Below are 20,632 nucleotides of genomic sequence, written 5' to 3' on the forward strand. Positions count from 1 at the left end.
GTTATGACCGAACCCCGCCCCGAGTCGCCCACGGCAGGCCCCACGCCGCAGGTCCCGCAGACCCGCGCCGCACGCCACCGCCGGATCGTGGACCTGCTGACCCGTCAACCCGTCCGTTCCCAGAGCCAGCTGGCCAAGCTGCTCGCCGACGACGGACTCGTGGTCACCCAGGCCACCCTCTCCCGGGACCTGGACGAACTCGGTGCGGTGAAGATCCGCAACCGGGACGGCGCGCTCATCTACGCCGTCCCGGCCGAGGGCGGCGACCGCACCCCGCGCGCCCCCATGGGCGAGTCCGCCAGCGAGGCCAAGATGGCCCGGCTGGCGGGCGAGCTGATGGTCTCCGCGACCGCCTCCGGCAACCTGGTCGTGCTGCGCACCCCGCCCGGCGCCGCCCAGTTCCTGGCCTCCGCGATCGACACCGCCGAGGTGTTCGAGATCATCGGCACCATCGCCGGCGACGACACCGTGCTGCTGATCAGCCGTGACGCGGCCGGCGGGCAGGCGCTCGCGGACCACCTGATGCAGCTCGCCCAGGCCAAGTCGCAGTAGCCCTCCACCCCCTTCCCGTCCCACTGAGTGCCACCGGTTTGGCAATGCATACGCACTCGTGCATACTTATGCCTAACGCCGCATGAAACCTGTACTGAAGGAGAAAGCCGTGACTGAGCGCGTCGTACTCGCCTACTCGGGCGGTCTGGACACGTCCGTCTGCATCGGCTGGATCGCCGAGGAGACCGGCGCCGAGGTCATCGCCGTCGCGGTCGACGTCGGCCAGGGCGGCGAGGACCTGGAGGTCATCCGCCAGCGCGCCCTCGACTGCGGCGCCGTCGAGGCCGAGGTCGCCGACGCCCGCGACGAGTTCGCCAACGAGTACTGCCTGCCGGCCCTCAAGGCCAACGCCCTCTACCAGGGCCAGTACCCGCTGGTCTCCGCGCTGTCCCGCCCGGTGATCGTCAAGCACCTGGTCGCCGCCGCGCAGAAGCACGGCGCCACCACCGTCGCGCACGGCTGCACCGGCAAGGGCAACGACCAGGTCCGCTTCGAGGTCGGCATCCAGTCGCTGGCCCCGAACCTGAAGTGCATCGCCCCGGTCCGCGACTACGCGATGACCCGCGACAAGGCGATCGCCTTCGCCGAGGCCAAGAACCTCCCGATCGTCACCACCAAGAAGAACCCGTACTCGATCGACCAGAACGTCTTCGGCCGCGCCGTCGAGACCGGCTTCCTGGAAGACATCTGGAACGCCCCGATCGAGGACGTCTACGAGTACACCCAGAACCCGGCCGCCCCGCGCGAGGCCGACGAGGTCGTCATCACCTTCGACGCCGGCGTCCCGGTCGCCGTCGACGGCCGCAAGGTCTCCGTCCTGCAGGCCATCGAGGAGCTGAACAAGCGGGCCGGCGCCCAGGGCATCGGCCGCCTCGACATGGTCGAGGACCGCCTGGTCGGCATCAAGTCCCGCGAGATCTACGAGGCCCCCGGCGCGATCGCCCTGATCACCGCCCACCAGGCCCTGGAGAACGTCACCGTCGAGCGCGAGCTCGCCCGCTACAAGCGGCAGGTCGAGCAGCGCTGGGCCGAGCTGGTCTACGACGGCCTGTGGTTCTCCCCGCTCAAGCGCGCCCTGGACGGCTTCGTCAACGAGGCCAACCAGACCGTCTCCGGCGAGATCCGGATGGTCCTGCACGGCGGCCGCGCCGTCGTCAACGGCCGCAAGTCGGACCAGTCGCTGTACGACTTCAACCTCGCCACCTACGACACCGGCGACACCTTCGACCAGTCCATGTCCAAGGGCTTCATCGAGATCTTCGGCATGTCCTCGAAGATCGCCGCCCGCCGCGACCTGGCCTGATCCCCCGGCAGTACCCGCCCCGGCCGCACCGCGCGGCCGGGGCACCGCCACAGCACTTGAAGGAGCCCACGCGATGACCGCCGACCAGCCCGCAGACGTCCGCCTCTGGGGCGCGCGCTTCGCCGACGGCCCCTCCGAGGCCCTCGCCAAGCTCTCCGCCTCCGTCCACTTCGACTGGCGGCTCGCCCCCTACGACATCGCCGGCTCCAAGGCCCACGCCCGGGTCCTGCACAAGGCGGGCCTGCTCAGCGAGGACGAGCTCACCGGCATGCTGGCCGGGCTGGACCAGCTGCTCACCGACGTCGAGTCCGGCGCGTTCGTCGGCACCGTCGCCGACGAGGACGTGCACACCGCCCTGGAGCGCGGCCTGCTGGAGCGCCTCGGCGCCGACCTCGGCGGCAAGCTGCGGGCCGGCCGCTCGCGCAACGACCAGATCGCCACGCTGTTCCGGATGTACCTGCGCGACCACGCCAGGACCATCGGCGCGCTGATCCTCGACCTCCAGCACGCCCTGGTCGGCCTCGCCGAGGCGCACCCGACCACCGCGATGCCCGGCCGCACCCACCTCCAGCACGCCCAGCCCGTGCTGTTCGCCCACCACGTGCTCGCCCACGTCCAGTCGCTGGGCCGGGACGCCGAGCGGCTGCGCCAGTGGGACACCCGCACCGCCGTCTCCCCGTACGGTTCGGGCGCGCTGGCCGGCTCCTCGCTGGGCCTCGACCCGCAGGCCGTCGCCGCCGAACTCGGCTTCGAGCGCGGCTCGGTGGGCAACTCCATCGACGGCACCGCCTCGCGCGACTTCGTCGCCGAGTTCGCCTTCGTCACCGCGATGATCGGCATCAACCTCTCGCGGATCGCGGAGGAGATCATCATCTGGAACACCAAGGAGTTCGGCTTCATCACGCTGCACGACGCCTTCTCCACCGGGTCGTCGATCATGCCGCAGAAGAAGAACCCCGACATCGCGGAGCTCGCCCGCGGCAAGTCCGGCCGCCTGATCGGCAACCTGACCGGCCTGCTCGCCACCCTGAAGGCGCTCCCGCTCGCGTACAACCGCGACCTCCAGGAGGACAAGGAGCCGGTCTTCGACTCCTGCGACACCCTCGAGGTCCTGCTCCCCGCCTTCACCGGCATGATCGCCACCCTCACCGTGCACCGCGAGCGCCTCGAGGAGCTCGCCCCGGCCGGCTTCTCGCTGGCCACCGACATCGCCGAGTGGCTGGTCAAGCAGGGCGTGCCGTTCCGCGTCGCCCACGAGGTGGCCGGCGCCTGCGTCAAGGTCTGCGAGGCCGAGGGCATCGAGCTGTCCGACCTGACGGACGAGCAGTTCGCCGCCATCTCCTCCCACCTGACCCCGGCCGTCCGCAGCGTCCTCTCCGTCCACGGCGCGATCGCCTCCCGCAACGGCCGCGGCGGCACCGCGCCCTCGGCGGTCGCCGTGCAGCTCGGCGAGATCAAGCAGGACCTGGCCGTCCAGCAGGCCTGGATCGGCTGAGCACCTCGCGGGCTCCTCGGGACGTGGAGGGGGGACCATGACGACCTGGTCGGCGCGCGGCGCGGTGTCCGGCCTGCTGATGGCCGGTGAGGCGCCGGCTCCGGGGGAGAACCCCGGCGGCGAGGGGCTGGCGGGGCTGGTCGCCGCGGCCCTGGACCGGCTGGGCTGGACCATCGGCCTGGCCGTGCTGGGCCTACTGGTCACCCTCGCCGGGGCCGCGTGGATGTGGGGCCCGGTGTCGAAGGCCACCGGCCGGGAGCGGCGCCGGACGCGCTGACGCGGTGCCGCCCCCACCCCGCGGCAGGCCGGGATTCCCGGCGAAGACCGTGTACGGATCACCGGTTCCGCGCGGGTCCCGCGGCGGGACCGCGGGCGGCGTGCGTCACCCGGTGGCCGGTCCACGCCGGAGCGGGCCGGGCGGGGCGGCCCTAGGCTGAGTCCATGGCCGACGCAGCCGTGGCGCTTGCCGAGGGGTTCCGGGGGCAGATCGTGGTGCCCGGGGACGAGGAGTACGACCGGGCGCGGGGGGTGTGGAACGCGGCGGTGGACCGCCGGCCCGACGTGATCGCACGGTGCACCGGCGTCGCGGACGTGCTGCAGGCCGTCGCGGTGGCCCGGGAGCACGGCCTGCCGGTGGCGGTCCGCGGCGCGGGGCACAGCGTGGCGGGGCTGGGGACGGGCGAGGGCGCGATGCTGATCGACCTGTCCGGCCTCACCGGGGTGCGGGTGGACCCGGAGCGCCGGACCGCCCGGGCGCAGCCGGGGGCGACCTGGGGCGGGTTCGACCACGAGACGCAGGCGTTCGGGCTGGCCACGCCCGGCGCGCCGTACTCGGCGGCGGGCATCGCCGGGACCACGCTCGGCGGCGGCATCGGCTGGCTGACCCGGACGTACGGCCTGACCTGCGACAACCTGGTGGAGGCGGACGTGGTGACCGCCGAGGGCCGGCTGCTGACGGCGAGCGCGGCCTCGCACCCGGAGCTGTTCGCGGGGCTGCGCGGCGGCGGCGGGAACTTCGGGGTGGTCACCTCGTTCACGTACCGGCTGCACCGGGTGGGCCCGCACGTGCTGTGCGGGGCGCTGTACCTGCCCAGGGAGGCGCTGGCGGCGACGGTGGCGGCGGTGCGGGACTTCATGGCGCAGGCCCCGGACGGGCTGACGGTGGCGTGCGAGTTCGGCCGTCCGCGCGGGGTGCCGGAGCTGCCGGCCGGGCCGGCGGTGCGGATCGGCCTGTGCTGGGCCGGCCGGGCGGACCGCGGCCGGGAGGTGGTGGCGCCGCTGCGCGCGCTGCCGGGCGTGGTCGCGGACACCGTGCAGACCCGCCCGTACACGCTGTGGCAGCAGATGCTGGACACCGGCCGGGGGCCGGGGGCGGGGGTGTTCGGCCGGTCGGAGTTCCTGTCGGTGCTGGACGGCGCGGCGATCGACCGGCTGGCGGAGCAGGTGGCCGCGCTGCCCTCGCCGGACGCCCACGCGCAACTGGCGTTCCTGGGCGGCGCGGTGGCCCGGGTGGGCGCGGAGGACAGCGCATACACCTACCGGCAGGCCCCGTACCTGCTGAGCGCGGTGGGCCGCTGGACGACCGGCCCGGCGGAGCCGCAGGTGGCGTGGGTGCGGCAGTGCCTGGAGGCGATGCGGCCGTTCTCCTCGGGCGGGGCGTACGTGAACCTGATGGGCCTGGAGGGGCAGGGCCGGGTGGTGGAGGCGTACGGGCTGGCGAAGTACGAGCGGCTGGTGGCGCTGAAGGACCGCTACGACCCGGGGAACCTGTTCCGGGTGAACCAGAACATCCGTCCGAGCGGTTGACGGGTGGTCCGGGCGGTGCGGGCGTGACGCTCGCCACGTCGGCGTCCGGGAGGTTGAGAAGAGTGGTCGCCTGGGTAGAGCGGTGGCGAACGTCTCTCTTGACGGTCGCCCGACCGCCCGGATACTGACCGTGAGCGCGTCGGTTCCGGCCTCTCGGACCACCGTCCGGTGGGACGCGTCGCGCTTTTCCCGGGCCGGGCCGATCCCCGTCCGGGCACACCTCGGACAAGGCCGGTGCCAGACCCTCACTCGCGTGCGCCGGGCGATTGACGATGGAGGCCCCATCCATGGGCATGAGTGTGATCATCGCAGCGGCACGACCGGATGAAGCGGAGCAGATCCTCAAGCTCCAGTACCTCGGCTACCAGAGCGAGGCGGAGCTGTACAGCGACTGGACGCTCGAACCGCTGACCCAGAGCCTGGAGAGCCTCCAGGCCGAACTCGCCGAGCACCGCTCCCTGGTGGCCCGCCTGGGCGACGAGGTGGTCGGCGCGGTGCGCGGCTGGGTGGACGAGGCCGGCGTCGGCCAGATCGGCCGCCTGGTGGTGCACCCGCGGATGCAGCGGCACGGCCTGGGCCGCCGCCTGCTGACCGCGCTGGAGGCGAAGCTCGCCGAGGACGGCGCCACCCGTTTCGAGCTGTTCACCGGCCACCGCAGCCTCGGCAACCTGCGGCTGTACCGCAGCCTCGGCTACCACGAGACCGACGTGCGCGAGGTCTCCCGCCGGCTGTCGATCGTCACCCTGGCCAAGCCCGGCGAGGCCTCGCTGGCGGCCTGAACCACCCCTGCGGCACCCGGCCCGGACACGGGTCGGGTGCCGCAGTGCTTGTCCCGCAAGGGTCGTGTCCACATAACGGACAGTGCGTCCTGGGCATTGGGACGTTCACCAAATGTCTGATTTACTGGGTTCCATGACCACGACGACGACATGCATCCCCACCGGCGCGACGCCGGCAGGTGAGCGAAGCATGCGCCGTCGAATGTGTTGTCGCTGAGAGCTCTGCCCAGCCCCCGCTGACGTCCCGTCCGCCCGATGACCCGTCGAGGCCGCGCCCCGCGCGACCCGGTCGGCCGGCGGCCGTGACCGACACGACGCCAGCCCCTCGATCTTCCTCCCGGCACCAGGTGCCGTTCCCCGCATTGGCGCGGATGCCCGCACGGTCGTCCGCCGACGAACAAACGGAAGCAGCTGTGATCACCACCAAGGACCTGACCAAGGTCTACCGTTCCCGGGGCCGCGACGTCCTGGCGCTGGACAGCGTCGACCTGCACGTGCAGGAGGGCGAAGTGTTCGGGGTCGTCGGCACCAGCGGCGCCGGCAAGTCCACCCTGATCCGGTGCGTCAACCTGCTGGAGCGCCCCACCTCCGGCACCGTCACCGTCGACGGCGTCGAACTGACCGCGCTGTCCGGCAGCGAGCAGCGGGCCGGCCGCGAACTGCGCGAGGCCCGGCGGCGGATCGGCATGGTCTTCCAGCACTTCAACCTGCTCTCCTCGCGCACCGTGCAGCAGAACGTCGAACTGCCGCTGGAGATCATCGGCCTGGACCGGCACGACCGCCGCCGCAAGGCCGCCGAACTGCTCGACCTGGTCGGCCTCGCCGACAAGGCCGGCAGCTACCCCGGCCAGCTGTCCGGCGGCCAGAAGCAGCGCGTCGGCATCGCCCGCGCCCTGGCCGGCGACCCCAAGGTGCTGCTCTCCGACGAGGCCACCAGCGCCCTCGACCCGGAGACCACCCGCTCGATCCTGCAGCTGCTGCGCGACCTCAACCAGCAACTCGGCCTCACCGTGCTGCTGATCACCCACGAGATGGACGTCATCAAGTCGGTCTGCGACTCCGCGGCGCTGATGCGCGGCGGCCGGGTCGTGGAGAGCGGCCGGCTCACCGACCTGCTCGCGGACGGCCACTCGCGGATCGCCCGCGACCTGTTCCCGCTCGGCGACTTCGGCTCCGGGCAGGCCGACCGCACTGTCCTGGAGATCACCTTCCAGGGGGACGCGCCCGCCCAGCCGTTCGTCTCCCAGCTGGCCCGCACCTACCAGATCGACATCAACATCCTCGGCGCCGCCGTGGAGACCATCGCCGGCCGCCTGGTCGGCCGGATGCGGGTCGAACTGCCCGGCAGCCACACCGACAACGTGGTGCCGATCGGCTACCTGCGCCAACAGGGACTCCAGGTGGACGTCCTCGACCTGTCGAACGGAGTGGCCGCATGACCTGGGAACGGATGCAGGAACTGATGTGGCCCGCCACCTGGGAGACCCTCGGCATGGTCGGCGTCGCCGGCCTCGCCACCCTGGTGATCGGCCTGCCGCTCGGGCTGCTGCTGGTGCTCACCGACAAGGGCGGCCTGCTGCAGAACGCCGCCGTCAACCGGGTGCTCGGGGTGATCGTCAACGTCGGACGCTCCATCCCGTTCATCATCCTGATCGTCGCGGTGATCCCGTTCACCAAGCTGTTCACCGGCACCTCGCTCGGCTGGCAGGCCGCCACCGTCCCGCTCGCCATCGGCGCCATCCCGTTCTTCGCCCGGCTGGTGGAGACCGCGCTGCGCGAGGTCGACGGCGGCCTGATCGAGGCGCTCAAGGCGATGGGCGCCGGCACCGGCACCATCGTCCGCAAGACCCTGCTGCCGGAGAGCCTGCCCTCGCTGGTCTCCGCCGTCACCACCACGCTGATCGCGCTGATCGGCTACTCCACCATGGCCGGCGTGGTCGGCGGCGGCGGACTCGGCGACCTCGCCGTCCGCTACGGCTACCAGCGCTTCGAGACCGCCTTCATGTGGGTCATCGTCGCCGAACTCGTGATCATCGTCACCGTGCTGCAACTGCTCGGCGACCTGACCGCCCGCCGGCTCTCCCGCCGCGGCGACTACCGCAGCCCGCTGAGCCTCTTCCGCCCGAGGAAGACGGCGAAGGCCGCGCCGCGCGCCGAGCAGACCGCCGAGGCGGTCGACGAGGACCTCGTCTCCTCCCACTGACCACCGCTCCCCACCAGGAGCGGTCCCCGGCCCACCAGGGCCGTTCGCACCCGCAGAAAGGCACTTTTCGTGCGTAAGTTTCTGAAGACCACCGTCCTGACCGCCACCGCCGCCGGGCTCGTCGTCGGCGTCACCGCCTGCTCCAGCGGCAGCTCCGACTCCGGCGCCGCGGCCGACCCGAACAAGCCCCTCGTGGTCGCCGCCAGCGCCACCCCGCACGCGCAGATCCTCAAGTTCGTGCAGGACAACCTGGCGTCCCAGGCCGGCCTCAAGCTGGACGTCAAGGAGGTCAGCGACTACGTGACCCCCAACACCTCGGTCCAGGACGGATCCGCGGACGCGAACTTCTTCCAGCACCAGCCGTACCTCGACGACTTCAACAAGAAGAACGGCACCGACCTGGTCTCCGTCGAGACCGTCCACCTGGAGCCGCTCGGCGTCTACTCCAAGAAGGTCAAGAACCTCGCCGACCTCAAGGACGGCGCCCAGGTCTCCGTCCCCAGCGACGCCACCAACGAGGCCCGCGCCCTCAAGCTGCTGGCCGACAACAACCTCATCACCCTCAAGGACGGCGCCGGCACCGCCGCCACCGCCGACGACATCGCCTCCAACCCCAAGCACCTGAAGATCAAGGAGCTGGAGGCCGCCCAGCTGCCGCGCTCGCTGGACGACGTCGACGCCTCCGTGATCAACGGCAACTACGCGCTCGGTGCCGGCCTCAAGCCCGCGAGCGACGCGCTGGCGATCGAGAAGGCCCAGGGCAACCCGTACGCCAACATCCTGGCCGTCAAGAAGGGCCACGAGAGCGACCCGCGGGTCAAGAAGCTCGCCGAGCTGCTGCACTCCGACGCCGTCAAGAAGTACATCGACGACAACTTCCAGGGTGCCGTCATCCCCGCGTTCTGAGCCGCACCCCGAATCACGCTCAGCCCCCACGGTGCCCCCGGCCTCCCCGCCGGGGGCACCGCGCTGACGAGCCGTGAGAGACGGAACAGGTACGCTGACACGCCCGATCAAGGGCGGGCGTACGGTGTGTCCACGACCCGGCGAGGAGAGACGGCAATGGTTGCGAACTTCCCCGAGACAGCCATCAGCACCGACCGGCTGCTGCTGCGCGCCCTTGAGGAGCAGGACGCCCCCGGCCTGACCGCGATGCTCTCCGACGAACTCGTCCAGACCTGGACCGGACACCCCCGGCCCTTCACCCGGGCCGACGCCGAGGACCTGATCGGCCGTCAGGCGCCGGAGCGCCGCGCCCTCGGGCGCGGAATCGTTTTCGCGGTCACCGAACACCTCACCCAGCGCCTGGTCGGACTCCTCGAACTCGACCGCACCGACTGGCGCCTGCGCGCCACCGAGATCCGCTTCGTGACCGCCCCCTGGGCCCGCGGCGAGGGCTACGCCCCCGAAGCCGTCCTCGGCACCGCCCAGTGGCTGTTCGAGGACCGCGGCTTCCAGCGACTCGAACTGCGCACCGCCGCCGGCAACACCGCCGCCCAGCAGGTCGCCCAGAAGACCGGCGCGATCAGCGAAGGCGTGCTGCGCAACGCCGCGATAGTCCGCGGCGGTGAATGGGGACCCGGGCCGGAGGAACACACCGACCTGATCGTGTGGAGCCTGCTCCCCGAGGACCTCGACCCGCCCGAACCCGCGCATCCCGCCGACCAGCCCCACGCGCTGCGCCACTGAACGCGCCCCGGGCGCGCGCCACTGCTCCGCACCACCCCCGCCAGGCGGTAGCCTCTGCCGAGGGAACGCCGACGAACACGATCGGCTTCCACCAGGGGTGGAACACGGCATAGGGAGAACAGCCGCAGATGGCTGACCGGATCACGGTCATCGGGTGGGACGGCACACCACTGACCCAGGCAGCCGCCGGCGCACTCGCCGCAGCCACCCTGGTCGCCGGAGCGGGCTACCAGCTCGCCGCCCTCCCCGTCCCGGAACGCGCCGAACGCATCGGCCTCGCCGACCTGCGGGCCGCCGCCCGCCGCCTCGCCGACCACCGCGGCACCGCCGTCGTCGTCGCCGAGGGCGACCCCGGCTTCTTCGGCGTCGTCCGCACCCTGCGCAGCCCCGAGTACGGCCTCGAACTCGAAGTGCTGCCCGCCGTCTCCTCGGTGGCCGCCGCCTTCGCCCGGGCCGGCATGCCCTGGGAGGACGCCCAGGTGGTCTCCGCGCACGGCGGGCGACTGCGCCGCGCCGCCAACGTCTGCCGCGCCCATCCCAAGGTCGCCGTCCTCACCACCGCCGACGCCGGACCCAGCGAACTCGCCCTGATGCTCCGCGGGGTGCCCCGCACCTTCGTGGTCTGCGAAGCCCTCGGCACCCCCGAGGAGGACGTCACCGTCCTCACCTCCGAACGCGTCCCCGACCACGACTGGCGCGACCCCTCCGTCGTCCTGGTGATCGGCAACGTCCCGCCCGCCGAGGCCGCCGCCGGCTGGCTGGCCGGCAAACCCCTCGACCATCCCGGACCGCAGCGCGGCTGGGCACTCCCCAACCGGGCGTACGCCGGCGCGGACGCCGACACCAGGCGCCCCCGCGCACTGCCCCCGCACGTCCGCGCGCTGGCGCTCGCCCGCCTCGCGCCCACCCCCGGCGACCTGCTGTGGACCGTCGGGGCCGGTGACGGCGCCCTCGCCGTCGAGGCCGCCCGGTTCGGCGCCGCCGTCGTCGCCGTCGAGGCCGAACCCGCCGACTGCGTCCGGATCACCGCCAACGCCCGCAAGGCCGGCGTCGAGATCGAGACCGCCACCGGCACCGGACCCGACGTCCTCGGCGCCCTCCCCGAGCCCGACGCCGTCGCCGTCGAACACGGCGGCCCCGCCATGGTCCGCGCCGTCGTCGCCCGCAAACCCGAACGCGTCGTCGCCGTCGCCCGCAGCCTCGCCGAAGCCGGCGAGACCCGGCAGATCCTCGACACCGCCGGCTACCGCACCGACGGCCTGCTGCTCCAGTCCGCCCCCCTGCGCGCCGAGCCGGCCGGCGGCGCCGGACCCTCCTTCGGGCGCGGCGACTACACGCTGCTGATCTGGGGCGAACCGCAGGACTGACCGCGGGACGGACTTCACCCCCGCGACCACGGGCGGCCGCACCCCGCTGCCCGCGGACCGCACACGACTGACCGTCAGACCTCGACGGTACGGTGATCCCCGTCGCATCCGGACACGGTTTCGAGAACGGTCCGGCCGCGGCCGGTAGGGTTTCCCCGGGGCGCAATCCGTCACGGCAGCACCGTGTCCGATTCGGCATGAATACCACCGATTTGACGCGCTGCAACCCGAACAGTCCGCTTCGCGGGCATTCGACGTGGTGCGCACCCGCCCGAAAGAATGCCGTGAGGGTCCGAAAGCGGCCGCGCCGTCGTGCCGGTTGCCCGGGGCTGTCGTTGTTTCTGATGGCACGCCACCCCTGAGGGTGACGACCGATGGAGTACGGGACGGGTCGGTGCGGCTCCGCCCCGGCGAAGTGGGCGGGACCCTCCGGGACACCCGCCGAGGACGCGCAAGCGGCCTGGAAGGAGCATTGACATGACCGACGGCGGCCACGCCCCCCACGCCGGTCCCCTCGCGCCCGGAACCGGGCCCGGCGGACCCGTCCCGGAGCACCACCTCGGCGCGCCCCTTCCGCCTGCCGCAGCCGGATGGCACGGCGAACAGCGGCCCGCGTACACCTTCCTCGACCAGCCCGACGGCGACGAGGACGACGACGTGCTGCTGATGCCCGCCCCGCAGACCGCCTGGGGCGACGCCGTGCACGGCACCGTCGAGGCCGCGGAGCCGGCCGACGCCGACGCTGCTGCCGCCGGTGACGCCGAGCAGGCCGCCGAGCAGCCGCCCGGCACCCCCGTCGCGCCGTCCTGGCCGCCGCTCGCCCCGCCCGTGCTGACCACGGAGCCGGCGGCCGAGCAGGCCGTCGAGGCGCCCGCCGCGACTCCGGTCGCCGCGCCGGCGGCGGAGAGCGCCCCGGCCGTCGGCGGCCCGCAGGCGCAGCCCGCCGCCGCGCCGCTCCTGACGCCCCCCCAGCAGCGCCGACCGCTGCACGCCGGGCCGCCGATCCCGGACCCGTCGCTGATGACCGGTCACGTCCCGGTCCGCTCGCTGGCCGACCGCGGCCCGTCCACCCCCGGCGGCACGCCCGCGTTCGGGGTGCCGATCGTCACCGCCGAAACGGTGCAGCAGTCGCAGCCGGTGCAGCCGCAGGCCGCGCCGGCCCCGCAGGTCCAGGCGGCGCCGACCGCTGTGCAGGCCGTGCCGGTGCCCGCGCCGGTGCAGCCGCAGGTGGTGGAGGCCGCCGCAGCCGCGGCCGTCGCCGAGGCGGCCGCGCCCGCAGCGACTGTCGAAGACGCGCCCGCCGCGCCTGCTGCGGAGCCGGAGGCCGCCGCCGCGCAGCCGATCGCCGTCGAACCGGTGGCCGCCGAGCCGATCGCGGTCGCTCCCGTGGCGGCCGAGTCGGCGCCCGCCGCCGGCGAGGCCCCCGTGGAGCCGGAGGCCGTCGTGGTCGCCGCGCCCGCCGCCGGCCTGACGCCCGTCTTCGTGGAGCCGGTCGCGCCCGCCGCGCCCGCGCCCGCCGCTGAGGCCCCGGTCGCCGAGGCTCCGGCAGCGGAGCAGCCCGTGGTGGCCGAGCCCGCCGCGGCCGAGCCGGTGGCCGAGACACCCGCCGCCGACGCACCCGTCGCCGAGCCGGCTCCGGCGGACCCGCCGGCTGCCGAGGCGCCCGTCACCGAAGCGCCGGTCGAGCCCGCCGCAGCTGCGGCGGAGACGCCCGCCGTCGCCGAGCCCGAGCCCGAAGCCAAGGCCGAGGAACCCGTCGCGGTCGAGCCGGTGGCGGTCGAGCCGGTTGTCGCCGAGGCGGCCGACGCGCCGTCGGTGCCGCAGGCCGAGAACGCTGCCGCCGTTGACGTTCCGTCGGCCGAGCAGCCGGCGGCCCCGACCGTCGAGCAGCCCGCCGAGCAGCCTGCCGAGCAGTCCGCGCCGCAGGCGGCCGAGGCGGAGACGCCCGAGGGCGCGGCCGCGGCACAGCCGATCCCCGCGCAGGCCACGAAGTCGGCCGGTCGGGGTGCGCACCGCCGCATCTCGGCGTTCCTCGCCGCGCCCGCCGGGCTGCCGATCCTGGAGCCGCAGACCGTCGCCGAGCCGCAGCCCGCTGCCGAGGCCGCCGAGCCTGCCGACGTCGTCGAGCCTGCTGACGTCACCGAGGCCGCCGAGGTCGTCGAGGAAGCGAAGGCCGCCGAGCCCGGCCAGGCAGCGGAGGCCGAGACCCCGGCCGCGACCGCCGTCGAGACGCCGGAGCCTGCCGCCGCCGAGCCGACCGCCGAAGCCGCCGCGACCACGGAGCCCGCCGCCGAGGCCGTCGCCGAAGCCCCCGTCGAGCCGGAGGCCACGCCGCAGCCCGTCGAGGCCGCAGAGCCTGCCGAGCCCGAGGCCGCCGGTGAACCCGCCGAGCCGACCGAGGCCGTGGCCGAGGCGGAGGCCGAGGTCGACGCAGCCGAGCCCACGGCCGAAGCGGACGCCGACACCGAAGCCGTCGCCACCGAGACGCCCGACACCCTCGACGCCCCCGACGCCCCCGAGGAGGACCGCGGCCCCGCCGCGCCCGGGTACGACGAGGCCGGGCGGGACGCCGTGCACCAGGTGATCCGGGAGCGGCGGGACATCCGCAACGGCTTCCGGCCGGACCCGATTCCGCACGAGGTGCTGATCCGGGTGCTGGAGGCGGCGCACACCGCGCCGAGCGTCGGCTACTCGCAGCCGTGGGACTTCGTGGTGATCCGGTCCGCGAAGACCCGCCGGAAGATGCACGAGCTGGCGGAGCGTCAGCGCGAGGCGTTCGCGGACTCGCTGCCCAAGGGCCGGGCGAAGCAGTTCAAGGAAATCAAGATCGAGGCGATCCTCGAGACTCCGGTCAACATCGTGGTGACGGCCGACCGCACCCGCGGCGGCCGGCACACGCTGGGCCGGCACACCCAGCCGCAGATGGCCCCGTACTCGGCGGCCCTCGCGGTGGAGAACCTGTGGCTGGCCGCCCGCGCCGAGGGGCTGGGCGTCGGCTGGGTGAGCTTCTTCGACGACGAGGAGCTGGTCCGCGAGCTCGGCCTGCCCGAGCACCTGGAGGTCGTCGCCTACCTGTGCGTCGGCTTCGTGGACGCGTTCCCGGACGAGCCGGAGCTGGAGCAGCAGGGCTGGGCGAAGAAGCGCCCGCTGTCCTGGGTGGTGCACGAGGAGCAGTACGGCAACCGCGCGCTGCCCGGCGAGGAGCCGCACGACCTGCTGTCCGACACGCTGCGCGGCATCCGCCCGCTGGACGCCAAGGCGCTCGGCGAGGCGTGGGACCGGCAGAAGCGGATGACCAAGCCCGCCGGCTCGCTCGGCGTGCTGGAGATCATCGCGGCGCAGCTGTCCGGTCTGGCCCGCAAGTGCCCGCCGCCGATCCCGGAGCCGGGCTGCGTGGCGGTCTTCGCCGGCGACCACGGGGTGCACGCCCAGGGCGTGACGCCGTGGCCGCAGGAGGTCACCGCGCAGATGGTCGGGAACTTCCTGGCCGGGGGAGCGGTGGTCAACGCGTTCGCCGCGCAGATCGGCACCGAGGTGTGCGTGGTGGACGTCGGCGTGGCCGCCGAACTGCCGGACGCCATCCAGCAGGGCCGCACCACCGGCCTGCTGCCGCGCAAGGTCAAGCCCGGCACCGACGACATGACGCAAGGCCCGGCGATGAGCCGGGACGAGGCGATCCGCGCCATCGAGGTCGGCATCGAGACCGCCCGCGACCTGGTCGCGGCCGGCAACAAGGTGCTGATCACCGGCGACATGGGCATCGCCAACACCACCGCCTCCGCCGCGCTGATCTCGGTGTTCACCGACACCGACCCGGCCGAGGTGACCGGTCGCGGCACCGGCATCGACGACACCACCCACGCCCGCAAGGTCGAGGTGATCCGGCAGGCCCTGGAGCTGCACAAGCCGGACCCGGCCGACCCGATCGGCGTGCTCGCCGCCGTCGGCGGGCTGGAGCACGCCGCGATCGCCGGCTTCCTGCTCGGCGCGGCCTCGCTGCGCATCCCGGTGATCCTGGACGGCGTGATCGCCGGCTCGGCCGCGCTGGTCGCCAAGGCCATCGCGCCGGAGGTGCTGGCCGCCTGCATCGCCGGTCACCGTTCCGCCGAGCCGGGCCACCAGGCCGCGCTCGCCAGGCTCGGCCTGCGCCCGCTGATCGACCTGGACCTGCGGCTCGGCGAGGGCACCGGTGCCCTGCTCGCCCTGCCGCTGGTGCAGAGCGCCGCCCGGGCGATGCACGATGTAGCCACCTTCGACTCCGCCGGAGTCACCGAGAAGGCCTGATCCACCGGCGTCCGGCCCGTCCCCGCTGCCGAAGGCGGGGGCGGCCCGCCCGACGTCCCGTAGCCGGCCCGAGGGCGGGCCGGCTACGGCGCTCCCCGCACCGCCGCCCACCCAGGAGCTGCTCCCGATGACCGCGCCGCACCCGCACCCGTCCACCCAGGGCCTCACCCCGTACCCCGTCGGGCTGCTGCTGGCCGGCCGCCGCGTCGTGGTGATCGGCGGCGGCCAGGTCGCCCAGCGCCGACTGCCCGCGCTGATCGCCGCCGGCGCCGACCTGCACCTGATATCTCCGGCCACCACGCCCGCCGTCTCCGCGATGGCCGACGCGGGTGAACTGACCTGGCACCAGCGTCCGTACGCGGACGGCGACCTGGCCGACACCTGGTACGTGCTGGTCGCCACCGACGACCCGGACGTCAACACCGCGGTCTCCGCCGAGGCCGAACGCCTGCGGGTGTTCTGCTCCCGCAGCGACGACGCCGCCGCCGCCACCGCCTGGACGCCCGCCTCCGGCCACGACGCCGGTGCGACCGTCGCCGTGCTCACCGGCGACCCCCGGCACTCGGCCGCCCTCCGCGACTCCATCGTCGCCGGCCTGCGCGACGGCTCCCTCGCCGCCCGCCAGTACCGGGCCCGTGGCGCGGGCGTCGCCCTGGTCGGCGGCGGCCCCGGCGACCCCGACCTGATCACGGTGCGCGGCCGCCGGCTGCTCGCCGACGCCGACGTGGTGGTCGCCGACCGGCTCGCCCCGCGCGAACTGCTCGCCGAACTCCCGCCGCACGTCGAGGTGATCGACGCCTCGAAGATCCCCTACGGCCGGTACATGGCCCAGGAGGCGATCAACCAGACCCTGATCGACCACGCCAAGGCCGGCAAGTTCGTGGTCCGCCTCAAGGGCGGCGACCCGTACGTCTTCGGCCGCGGCGGCGAGGAACTGCTCGCCTGCCTGGACGCGGGCGTGCCGGTCACCGTCGTCCCCGGCATCTCCTCCTCGATCAGCGTCCCGGCCGCCGCCGGCATCCCCGTCACCCACCGCGGCCTCACCCACGAGTTCACCGTCATCTCCGGCCACGTCGGCCCCGGCGACCGCTCCCTCACCAACTGGCAGGCGGTCGCCGGCATGACCGGCACCCTGGTCCTGCTGATGGCCGTCGACAAGATCGCCACCATCGCCGCGGAGCTCATCGCCCACGGCCGCCCCGGCGACACCCCCGTCGCCGTCGTCCAGGAGGGCACCACCAGCGCCCAGCGCCGCATCGACGCGACGCTCGCCACCATCGGCGAGACCATCCTCACGGAGGGCATCAAGCCGCCGGCGGTGATCGTCATCGGCGACGTGGTGAACATCCTGGGCTAGCGGCCGAGGGATCAAGGGAGCCCCGACAGGGGCTCGGGGAACGGCGAGGCCGGGGCTGCGGTCGGTCACGGGGGCTCAGTGCGTGCCGGAGTTCCGGGCCCCGCCGTAGGGCCCGACCTCGCGACTCCCCCCACGTGCGAAAATCGTCCAATGTCCGAGCCCATCACCGTCACCGACGCCGCCGATCCCCGGCTGAGCGACTACACCGACCTCACCGACGTCGAACTGCGGCGTCGGCGCGAACCGGCCGAAGGCCTCTTCATCGCGGAGGGCGAGAAGGTGATCCGCCGCGCCCTCGCGGCGGGCTTCCGGATGCGGTCGATGCTGCTCACCGCGAAGTGGCTGGGCGTGATGGGCGACGTGATCGCCGAGACCGAAGCGCCCGTGCACCTGGTGGAGCCGGCGCTCGCGGAGCAGGTCACCGGCTACCACGTGCACCGCGGCGCCCTCGCGTCGATGGAGCGCAAGCCCCTCCCGACGGCCGCCGAAGTCCTCGACGGCGCACGCCGGGTGGCCGTGCTGGAGGGCCTGGTCGACCACACCAATCTCGGGGCGATCTTCCGCTCCGCGGCCGCTCTCGGCATGGACGCCGTGCTGCTCTCCCCGGACTGCGCCGACCCGCTGTACCGGCGGGCCGTCAAGACGTCCATGGGCGCGGTGTTCTCCGTCCCGTACGCCCGCCTCGACCCGTGGCCGGACTCGCTGGCCGCCGTCCGCGCGGCCGGGTTCGAACTCCTCGCCCTCACCCCGTCGGGCGCCGAGGACTTCACCGTCGCCAAGTCCCACCTGCTGCCCCGGGCGGCCCTGATGCTGGGCGCCGAGGGCGACGGCCTCACCCCGAAGGCGCTCGCCGCCGCCGACCAGCGGGTGCGCATCCCGATGGCGCACGGCATCGACTCGCTCAACGTCGGGGCCGCCGCCGCGATCGCGTTCTACGCGGTGAACCACGGCTGAGTCCGGCCGTCGCAAACCGGTTCCGCACCGGACCGTTCTGCGGTAGACATGGCGCCATGATCACCAACGGCGCCGTCGCGCTCCGCCGCCTGAAGTCCCCCGGCCACCGAGGCCCGCTGGTGGTGGCGGCCCTGCTGACGGCCGTCGTGGCCCTGCCGGACGGCGCACTGCACAGCTGGCTGACCCTGGCCGGCGGCCTGGGCGAGATGCTCGTGGCGATGCCCGTGGAGGCGACCTCCCTGCTCCTGCTCACCTTGGGGTTCCCGCTGCTGCTGATCGCCGTGGTGGTGGTCGGCGCGACGGTGTCCTGGCCGCTCACCCGGCCGCGCCGCCCCGGCACCAGCGCACTGCTGGGCATCGCGCTGGGCTGCGCGGCCGTCGTGCTGGGGCTGAGTGTCCCGGGCCAGGACTACGGGCTGCTCGGCGTCGGCGTGCTGACCCTGATCGGCCTGCCGTTCGCCTGGTTGCTCTGGCAGCAGCGAGCGGCCGGTCCCGCCGGTGGCCCGGCCGGCCGGTGGCGCTGGGCCGTGGCTCCGCTGCTGGTCGCCGCCACCGTGCTGACGGTCACGCAGTACGACCCGGCCGAGGCCCGCTTCGCGCTCGCCCGCCCGACACTCACCGACTGGGCCGAACACGCCCTGACCACCGGTCAGGCCGCCCCGGAGTGGGTCGCCGGCTACCGCCTCACCGAGGCCGAACTCGCCGACAACGGCGTCAAGTTCGCCATCGCCGGCAGCGGCATGTTCGCCCACCACGGCTACGCGTACTTCCCGTCCGGCGCGCCCGCGCACAGCCACTACACCCCGCTGGGCAACGACTGGTACGAGTGGTCCGGCCCCGACCGCTTCTGAGCGGGGCGGCCCCGGAACACCCTCAGAGCGCCGTCAGCACCGTCTCGTCCGCCGCGTCCAGCACGTACCCGTTGTCGAACCGGACCCGGACGGAGGACTGCGGCCCGCGTTCGCCGTACGCCTCCCAGTGCGGCTCCAGGGACGCGATCTGCCCCTCCAGCGCCTTGCGGCTCTCCTCGGGCATGGTGTGCCCGTAGTCGTCGAACAGCGCCCGCAGCCGCTGGTACTCGCGGACCTCCTCGGACGGCGGCACCTCGACCACCTGCTCGACGGTGCCCTCCGCGCCCGCTCCCAGCAGCAGGAATCCGACCGCCGCCTCCCCGTCTCCGAAGGCCTCACCCAGCGTCAGATCCGTTGCCAGCGTGACGCGCTGCCCTGTCACCAGCGTCATTGCTCCGTACCTCCCGGCTCGCCGTGCACTGCGGACCATTATCCGCGGCCACCGGCCGCAGGCCCGCAGGTCAGGCCGCCCGACGCGCCGCCGGGGGCGATATCGGCCGGGGGGCCGGCCGGCGCGGGTCGTGGTGGCGACGGCCCGTCAGGTCGCCGACGCGCAGCACCAGATCGGGGGACGGGGGAGCGGGCCAGATCGTCAGGCGGTGCTCCTCGACGGCGCGGGCGGCGGTGTCGGTCTCCCGGCCGCGGTCGCGGCCCCGGGTCTGCACCCGGACCCGGTACCAGCCGCGGCCCGCGTGCGCCAGGTTGCCGGCGTCGGCGATGTCCACCCCGTCCCAGGCGCGCAGGTGCAGCTCGCCGCTGCTGTACAGGGAGAGTTCCACCGCGCTCTCCCACTCCGGCCCGGGCTCCGCGGGCCGCTCGGCCGCGCGCTCCACGCCGAGCCGGATCAGGCCGGTGTGGGTTCCGCACAGCACCGTCAGGTGGTCCGGGCACCCGGCCGCCACCCCGTTGCCGTGGAAGAGCCGGGCCAGCGCGTGCGCGTCCCAGCCGTCCGGCAGCTCCGGGCCGTACAGGAAATACTGGCAGTACGCGACATGCATCGCGTCGGTCGTCCACATCATGCGGCACATGCTCCCGCCGGGCACTGACAGACCGTCACCGGCAGTTGAGCCAGGGCCGGATCCCTCAGTTCCCGGACACGCCCGAGCCCGGCCAGGACTCCTCCAGGCCGCCGTCCGGGCGGACGGTGTAGCGGGTCGAGGAGACCGCGCCGGTGCGGTCCACCCGCTCCTCGCGGATCAGCGCGCCGTTCTCCACCCGCCACACCGCTCCCGCCTCCGGGTTCGCGGTCGACGCCCGGCCGGCGATCAGCACCGGGGCGTCGCCGGTGAAGCCGTACAGCTGCACCAGGTCGACGGGGACGGCGCCCTCCACCCGGCGCAGCACCACCAGTGCCGCCGGGGCGTCCCGGAAGCGGGCGGGCAGCACCGCGGACAGCGTGACGGGCGCGCCCGCGTCGGTCGAGCGGCCGTCGTGGAGCTGGATCGCCGGGCCGCCGGCCGGGTCCGGGTAGCTGCGGTTGGGCCAGTCCGCGGCGGGCGGGCTGCCGAGTGCCGGGCCGAGGCCGGAGCCGCTGTGGCCGACCGTGTTCAGGCTGTCCACCGACAGCGTCGCGCCCGTGGTCGGCTTCACCGGGGCGGTCACGGTCGGCTGCGGAAGGCCGTGGGTGGAGCGGTTCTCGCAGCCCTGCGCGATCGCGATGGCCAGCGCCACACCGAGCGTGACGGTGACGAACACCACCAACCGCTGGCGCATCAGCCGCTGACGGGCCGTCGGCCGGGCGGGGCCCGCGGGACGCCCGGGCGGGGGAGTGCGGTCGCGGCCGGGCAGCGGGGTGCGCTCCCGCCCGGCGGGGGCGGCGGGCCGACGCTCGCGCACCGTGTCGCCGTCCCGGACCGGACGCCGCACCCGCTCGGTCCGGGCCTCCGGGTGCACCTCCTGCCGGGGCATCGCGGACGCGGCCGCCACCGGCCGTCCGCCCGGGGCCGCCGCCGTGCCGTCGGCAGTCGGCGCCGGCACGGGCGCCGGGCGGAC

General features: G+C 74.1%; 17 protein-coding genes and 1 pseudogene. 15 read left to right on the plus strand and 3 right to left on the minus strand.

Going from position 1 to position 20,632, the window contains the following annotated elements:
- Positions 1–3: 3 nt before the first annotated feature.
- The 15 genes from CG736_RS34045 (at position 4) to CG736_RS34115 (ending at position 18,640) form a co-directional block, all read left to right on the plus strand.
- The gene (locus tag CG736_RS34045) at positions 4–552 is read left to right on the plus strand and encodes an arginine repressor (RefSeq protein WP_043908648.1); all 549 of its coding nucleotides are present in this window, start codon (positions 4–6) and stop codon (positions 550–552) included.
- 109 nt (positions 553–661) lie between these two features.
- Complete coding sequence (locus CG736_RS34050) at positions 662–1,855, plus strand: argininosuccinate synthase (protein WP_100589986.1); 1,194 nt, start codon at positions 662–664, stop codon at positions 1,853–1,855.
- Between the two features lie 73 nt (positions 1,856–1,928).
- Entirely contained in the window at positions 1,929–3,350 is a 1,422-nt protein-coding gene (gene argH, locus CG736_RS34055; protein ID WP_100589987.1) for an argininosuccinate lyase, read from the plus strand.
- A gap of 37 nt (positions 3,351–3,387) precedes the next feature.
- Positions 3,388–3,627: a hypothetical protein gene (locus CG736_RS34060; protein ID WP_100589988.1), complete on the plus strand. Its 240-nt coding sequence runs from the start codon at positions 3,388–3,390 to the stop codon at positions 3,625–3,627.
- A gap of 164 nt (positions 3,628–3,791) precedes the next feature.
- Positions 3,792–5,156, plus strand: a complete 1,365-nt coding sequence (locus CG736_RS34065; protein WP_100589989.1) for an FAD-binding oxidoreductase — start codon at positions 3,792–3,794, stop codon at positions 5,154–5,156.
- Between the two features lie 287 nt (positions 5,157–5,443).
- On the plus strand, positions 5,444–5,935 hold the full coding sequence (locus tag CG736_RS34070) for a GNAT family N-acetyltransferase (RefSeq protein ID WP_100589990.1): 492 nt from the start codon (positions 5,444–5,446) through the stop codon (positions 5,933–5,935).
- 413 nt (positions 5,936–6,348) lie between these two features.
- Positions 6,349–7,374, plus strand: a complete 1,026-nt coding sequence (locus CG736_RS34075; RefSeq protein WP_043908641.1) for a methionine ABC transporter ATP-binding protein — start codon at positions 6,349–6,351, stop codon at positions 7,372–7,374.
- Entirely contained in the window at positions 7,371–8,138 is a 768-nt protein-coding gene (locus CG736_RS34080; protein WP_100589992.1) for a methionine ABC transporter permease, read from the plus strand. The genes CG736_RS34075 and CG736_RS34080 overlap by 4 nt, the downstream gene beginning before the upstream one ends.
- A gap of 69 nt (positions 8,139–8,207) precedes the next feature.
- A complete protein-coding gene (locus tag CG736_RS34085) occupies positions 8,208–9,044 on the plus strand; it encodes a MetQ/NlpA family ABC transporter substrate-binding protein (protein WP_100589993.1) in 837 nt (278 codons plus the stop codon).
- 156 nt (positions 9,045–9,200) lie between these two features.
- A complete protein-coding gene (locus CG736_RS34090; RefSeq protein ID WP_100589994.1) occupies positions 9,201–9,827 on the plus strand; it encodes a GNAT family N-acetyltransferase in 627 nt (208 codons plus the stop codon).
- 128 nt (positions 9,828–9,955) lie between these two features.
- Entirely contained in the window at positions 9,956–11,194 is a 1,239-nt protein-coding gene (gene cbiE, locus CG736_RS34095) for a precorrin-6y C5,15-methyltransferase (decarboxylating) subunit CbiE (protein ID WP_100589995.1), read from the plus strand.
- Positions 11,195–11,671: 477 nt separating this feature from the next.
- The gene (gene cobT, locus CG736_RS34100) at positions 11,672–15,478 is read left to right on the plus strand and encodes a nicotinate-nucleotide--dimethylbenzimidazole phosphoribosyltransferase (protein WP_100589996.1); all 3,807 of its coding nucleotides are present in this window, start codon (positions 11,672–11,674) and stop codon (positions 15,476–15,478) included.
- A gap of 127 nt (positions 15,479–15,605) precedes the next feature.
- Positions 15,606–16,835 (plus strand): uroporphyrinogen-III C-methyltransferase, encoded by a 1,230-nt coding sequence (gene cobA, locus CG736_RS34105; RefSeq protein ID WP_100589997.1) that lies wholly within the window; start codon positions 15,606–15,608, stop codon positions 16,833–16,835.
- Between the two features lie 150 nt (positions 16,836–16,985).
- On the plus strand, positions 16,986–17,789 hold the full coding sequence (locus CG736_RS34110) for an RNA methyltransferase (protein ID WP_100589998.1): 804 nt from the start codon (positions 16,986–16,988) through the stop codon (positions 17,787–17,789).
- Positions 17,790–17,845: 56 nt separating this feature from the next.
- Positions 17,846–18,640, plus strand: coding sequence for a hypothetical protein (locus CG736_RS34115; protein ID WP_100589999.1), 795 nt, complete (start codon positions 17,846–17,848; stop codon positions 18,638–18,640).
- Positions 18,641–18,662: 22 nt separating this feature from the next.
- On the opposite strand, the gene CG736_RS34120 is transcribed toward CG736_RS34115, so the two are convergent.
- The 3 genes and pseudogenes from CG736_RS34120 to CG736_RS34130 all read right to left on the minus strand — a co-directional run.
- Positions 18,663–19,031 (minus strand): hypothetical protein, encoded by a 369-nt coding sequence (locus tag CG736_RS34120; protein WP_100590000.1) that lies wholly within the window; start codon positions 19,029–19,031, stop codon positions 18,663–18,665.
- Between the two features lie 70 nt (positions 19,032–19,101).
- Entirely contained in the window at positions 19,102–19,659 is a 558-nt protein-coding gene (locus CG736_RS34125; RefSeq protein WP_100590001.1) for a hypothetical protein, read from the minus strand.
- Between the two features lie 64 nt (positions 19,660–19,723).
- Positions 19,724–20,632, minus strand: a pseudogene (locus CG736_RS34130) (hypothetical protein); the annotation flags it as partial.

Origin of the sequence: Kitasatospora sp. CB02891, from assembly GCF_002803145.1 — a bacterium.
In the GTDB taxonomy this organism is placed as follows: domain Bacteria; phylum Actinomycetota; class Actinomycetes; order Streptomycetales; family Streptomycetaceae; genus Kitasatospora; species Kitasatospora griseola.

Excerpts from the sequence above, each read along its gene's own strand:
- CG736_RS34110 (WP_100589998.1), top strand. The coding sequence starts at position 16,986 with ATGTCCGAGCCCATCACCGTCACCGACGCCGCCGATCCCCGGCTGAGC.
- cobT (WP_100589996.1), top strand. The coding sequence starts at position 11,672 with ATGACCGACGGCGGCCACGCCCCCCACGCCGGTCCCCTCGCGCCCGGA.
- CG736_RS34120 (WP_100590000.1), bottom strand. The coding sequence starts at position 19,031 with ATGACGCTGGTGACAGGGCAGCGCGTCACGCTGGCAACGGATCTGACG.
- CG736_RS34080 (WP_100589992.1), top strand. The coding sequence starts at position 7,371 with ATGACCTGGGAACGGATGCAGGAACTGATGTGGCCCGCCACCTGGGAG.
- cbiE (WP_100589995.1), top strand. The coding sequence starts at position 9,956 with ATGGCTGACCGGATCACGGTCATCGGGTGGGACGGCACACCACTGACC.
- CG736_RS34070 (WP_100589990.1), top strand. The coding sequence starts at position 5,444 with ATGGGCATGAGTGTGATCATCGCAGCGGCACGACCGGATGAAGCGGAG.
- argH (WP_100589987.1), top strand. The coding sequence starts at position 1,929 with ATGACCGCCGACCAGCCCGCAGACGTCCGCCTCTGGGGCGCGCGCTTC.
- cobA (WP_100589997.1), top strand. The coding sequence starts at position 15,606 with ATGACCGCGCCGCACCCGCACCCGTCCACCCAGGGCCTCACCCCGTAC.
- CG736_RS34060 (WP_100589988.1), top strand. The coding sequence starts at position 3,388 with ATGACGACCTGGTCGGCGCGCGGCGCGGTGTCCGGCCTGCTGATGGCC.
- CG736_RS34065 (WP_100589989.1), top strand. The coding sequence starts at position 3,792 with ATGGCCGACGCAGCCGTGGCGCTTGCCGAGGGGTTCCGGGGGCAGATC.
- CG736_RS34045 (WP_043908648.1), top strand. The coding sequence starts at position 4 with ATGACCGAACCCCGCCCCGAGTCGCCCACGGCAGGCCCCACGCCGCAG.
- CG736_RS34115 (WP_100589999.1), top strand. The coding sequence starts at position 17,846 with ATGATCACCAACGGCGCCGTCGCGCTCCGCCGCCTGAAGTCCCCCGGC.
- CG736_RS34125 (WP_100590001.1), bottom strand. The coding sequence starts at position 19,659 with ATGATGTGGACGACCGACGCGATGCATGTCGCGTACTGCCAGTATTTC.
- CG736_RS34090 (WP_100589994.1), top strand. The coding sequence starts at position 9,201 with ATGGTTGCGAACTTCCCCGAGACAGCCATCAGCACCGACCGGCTGCTG.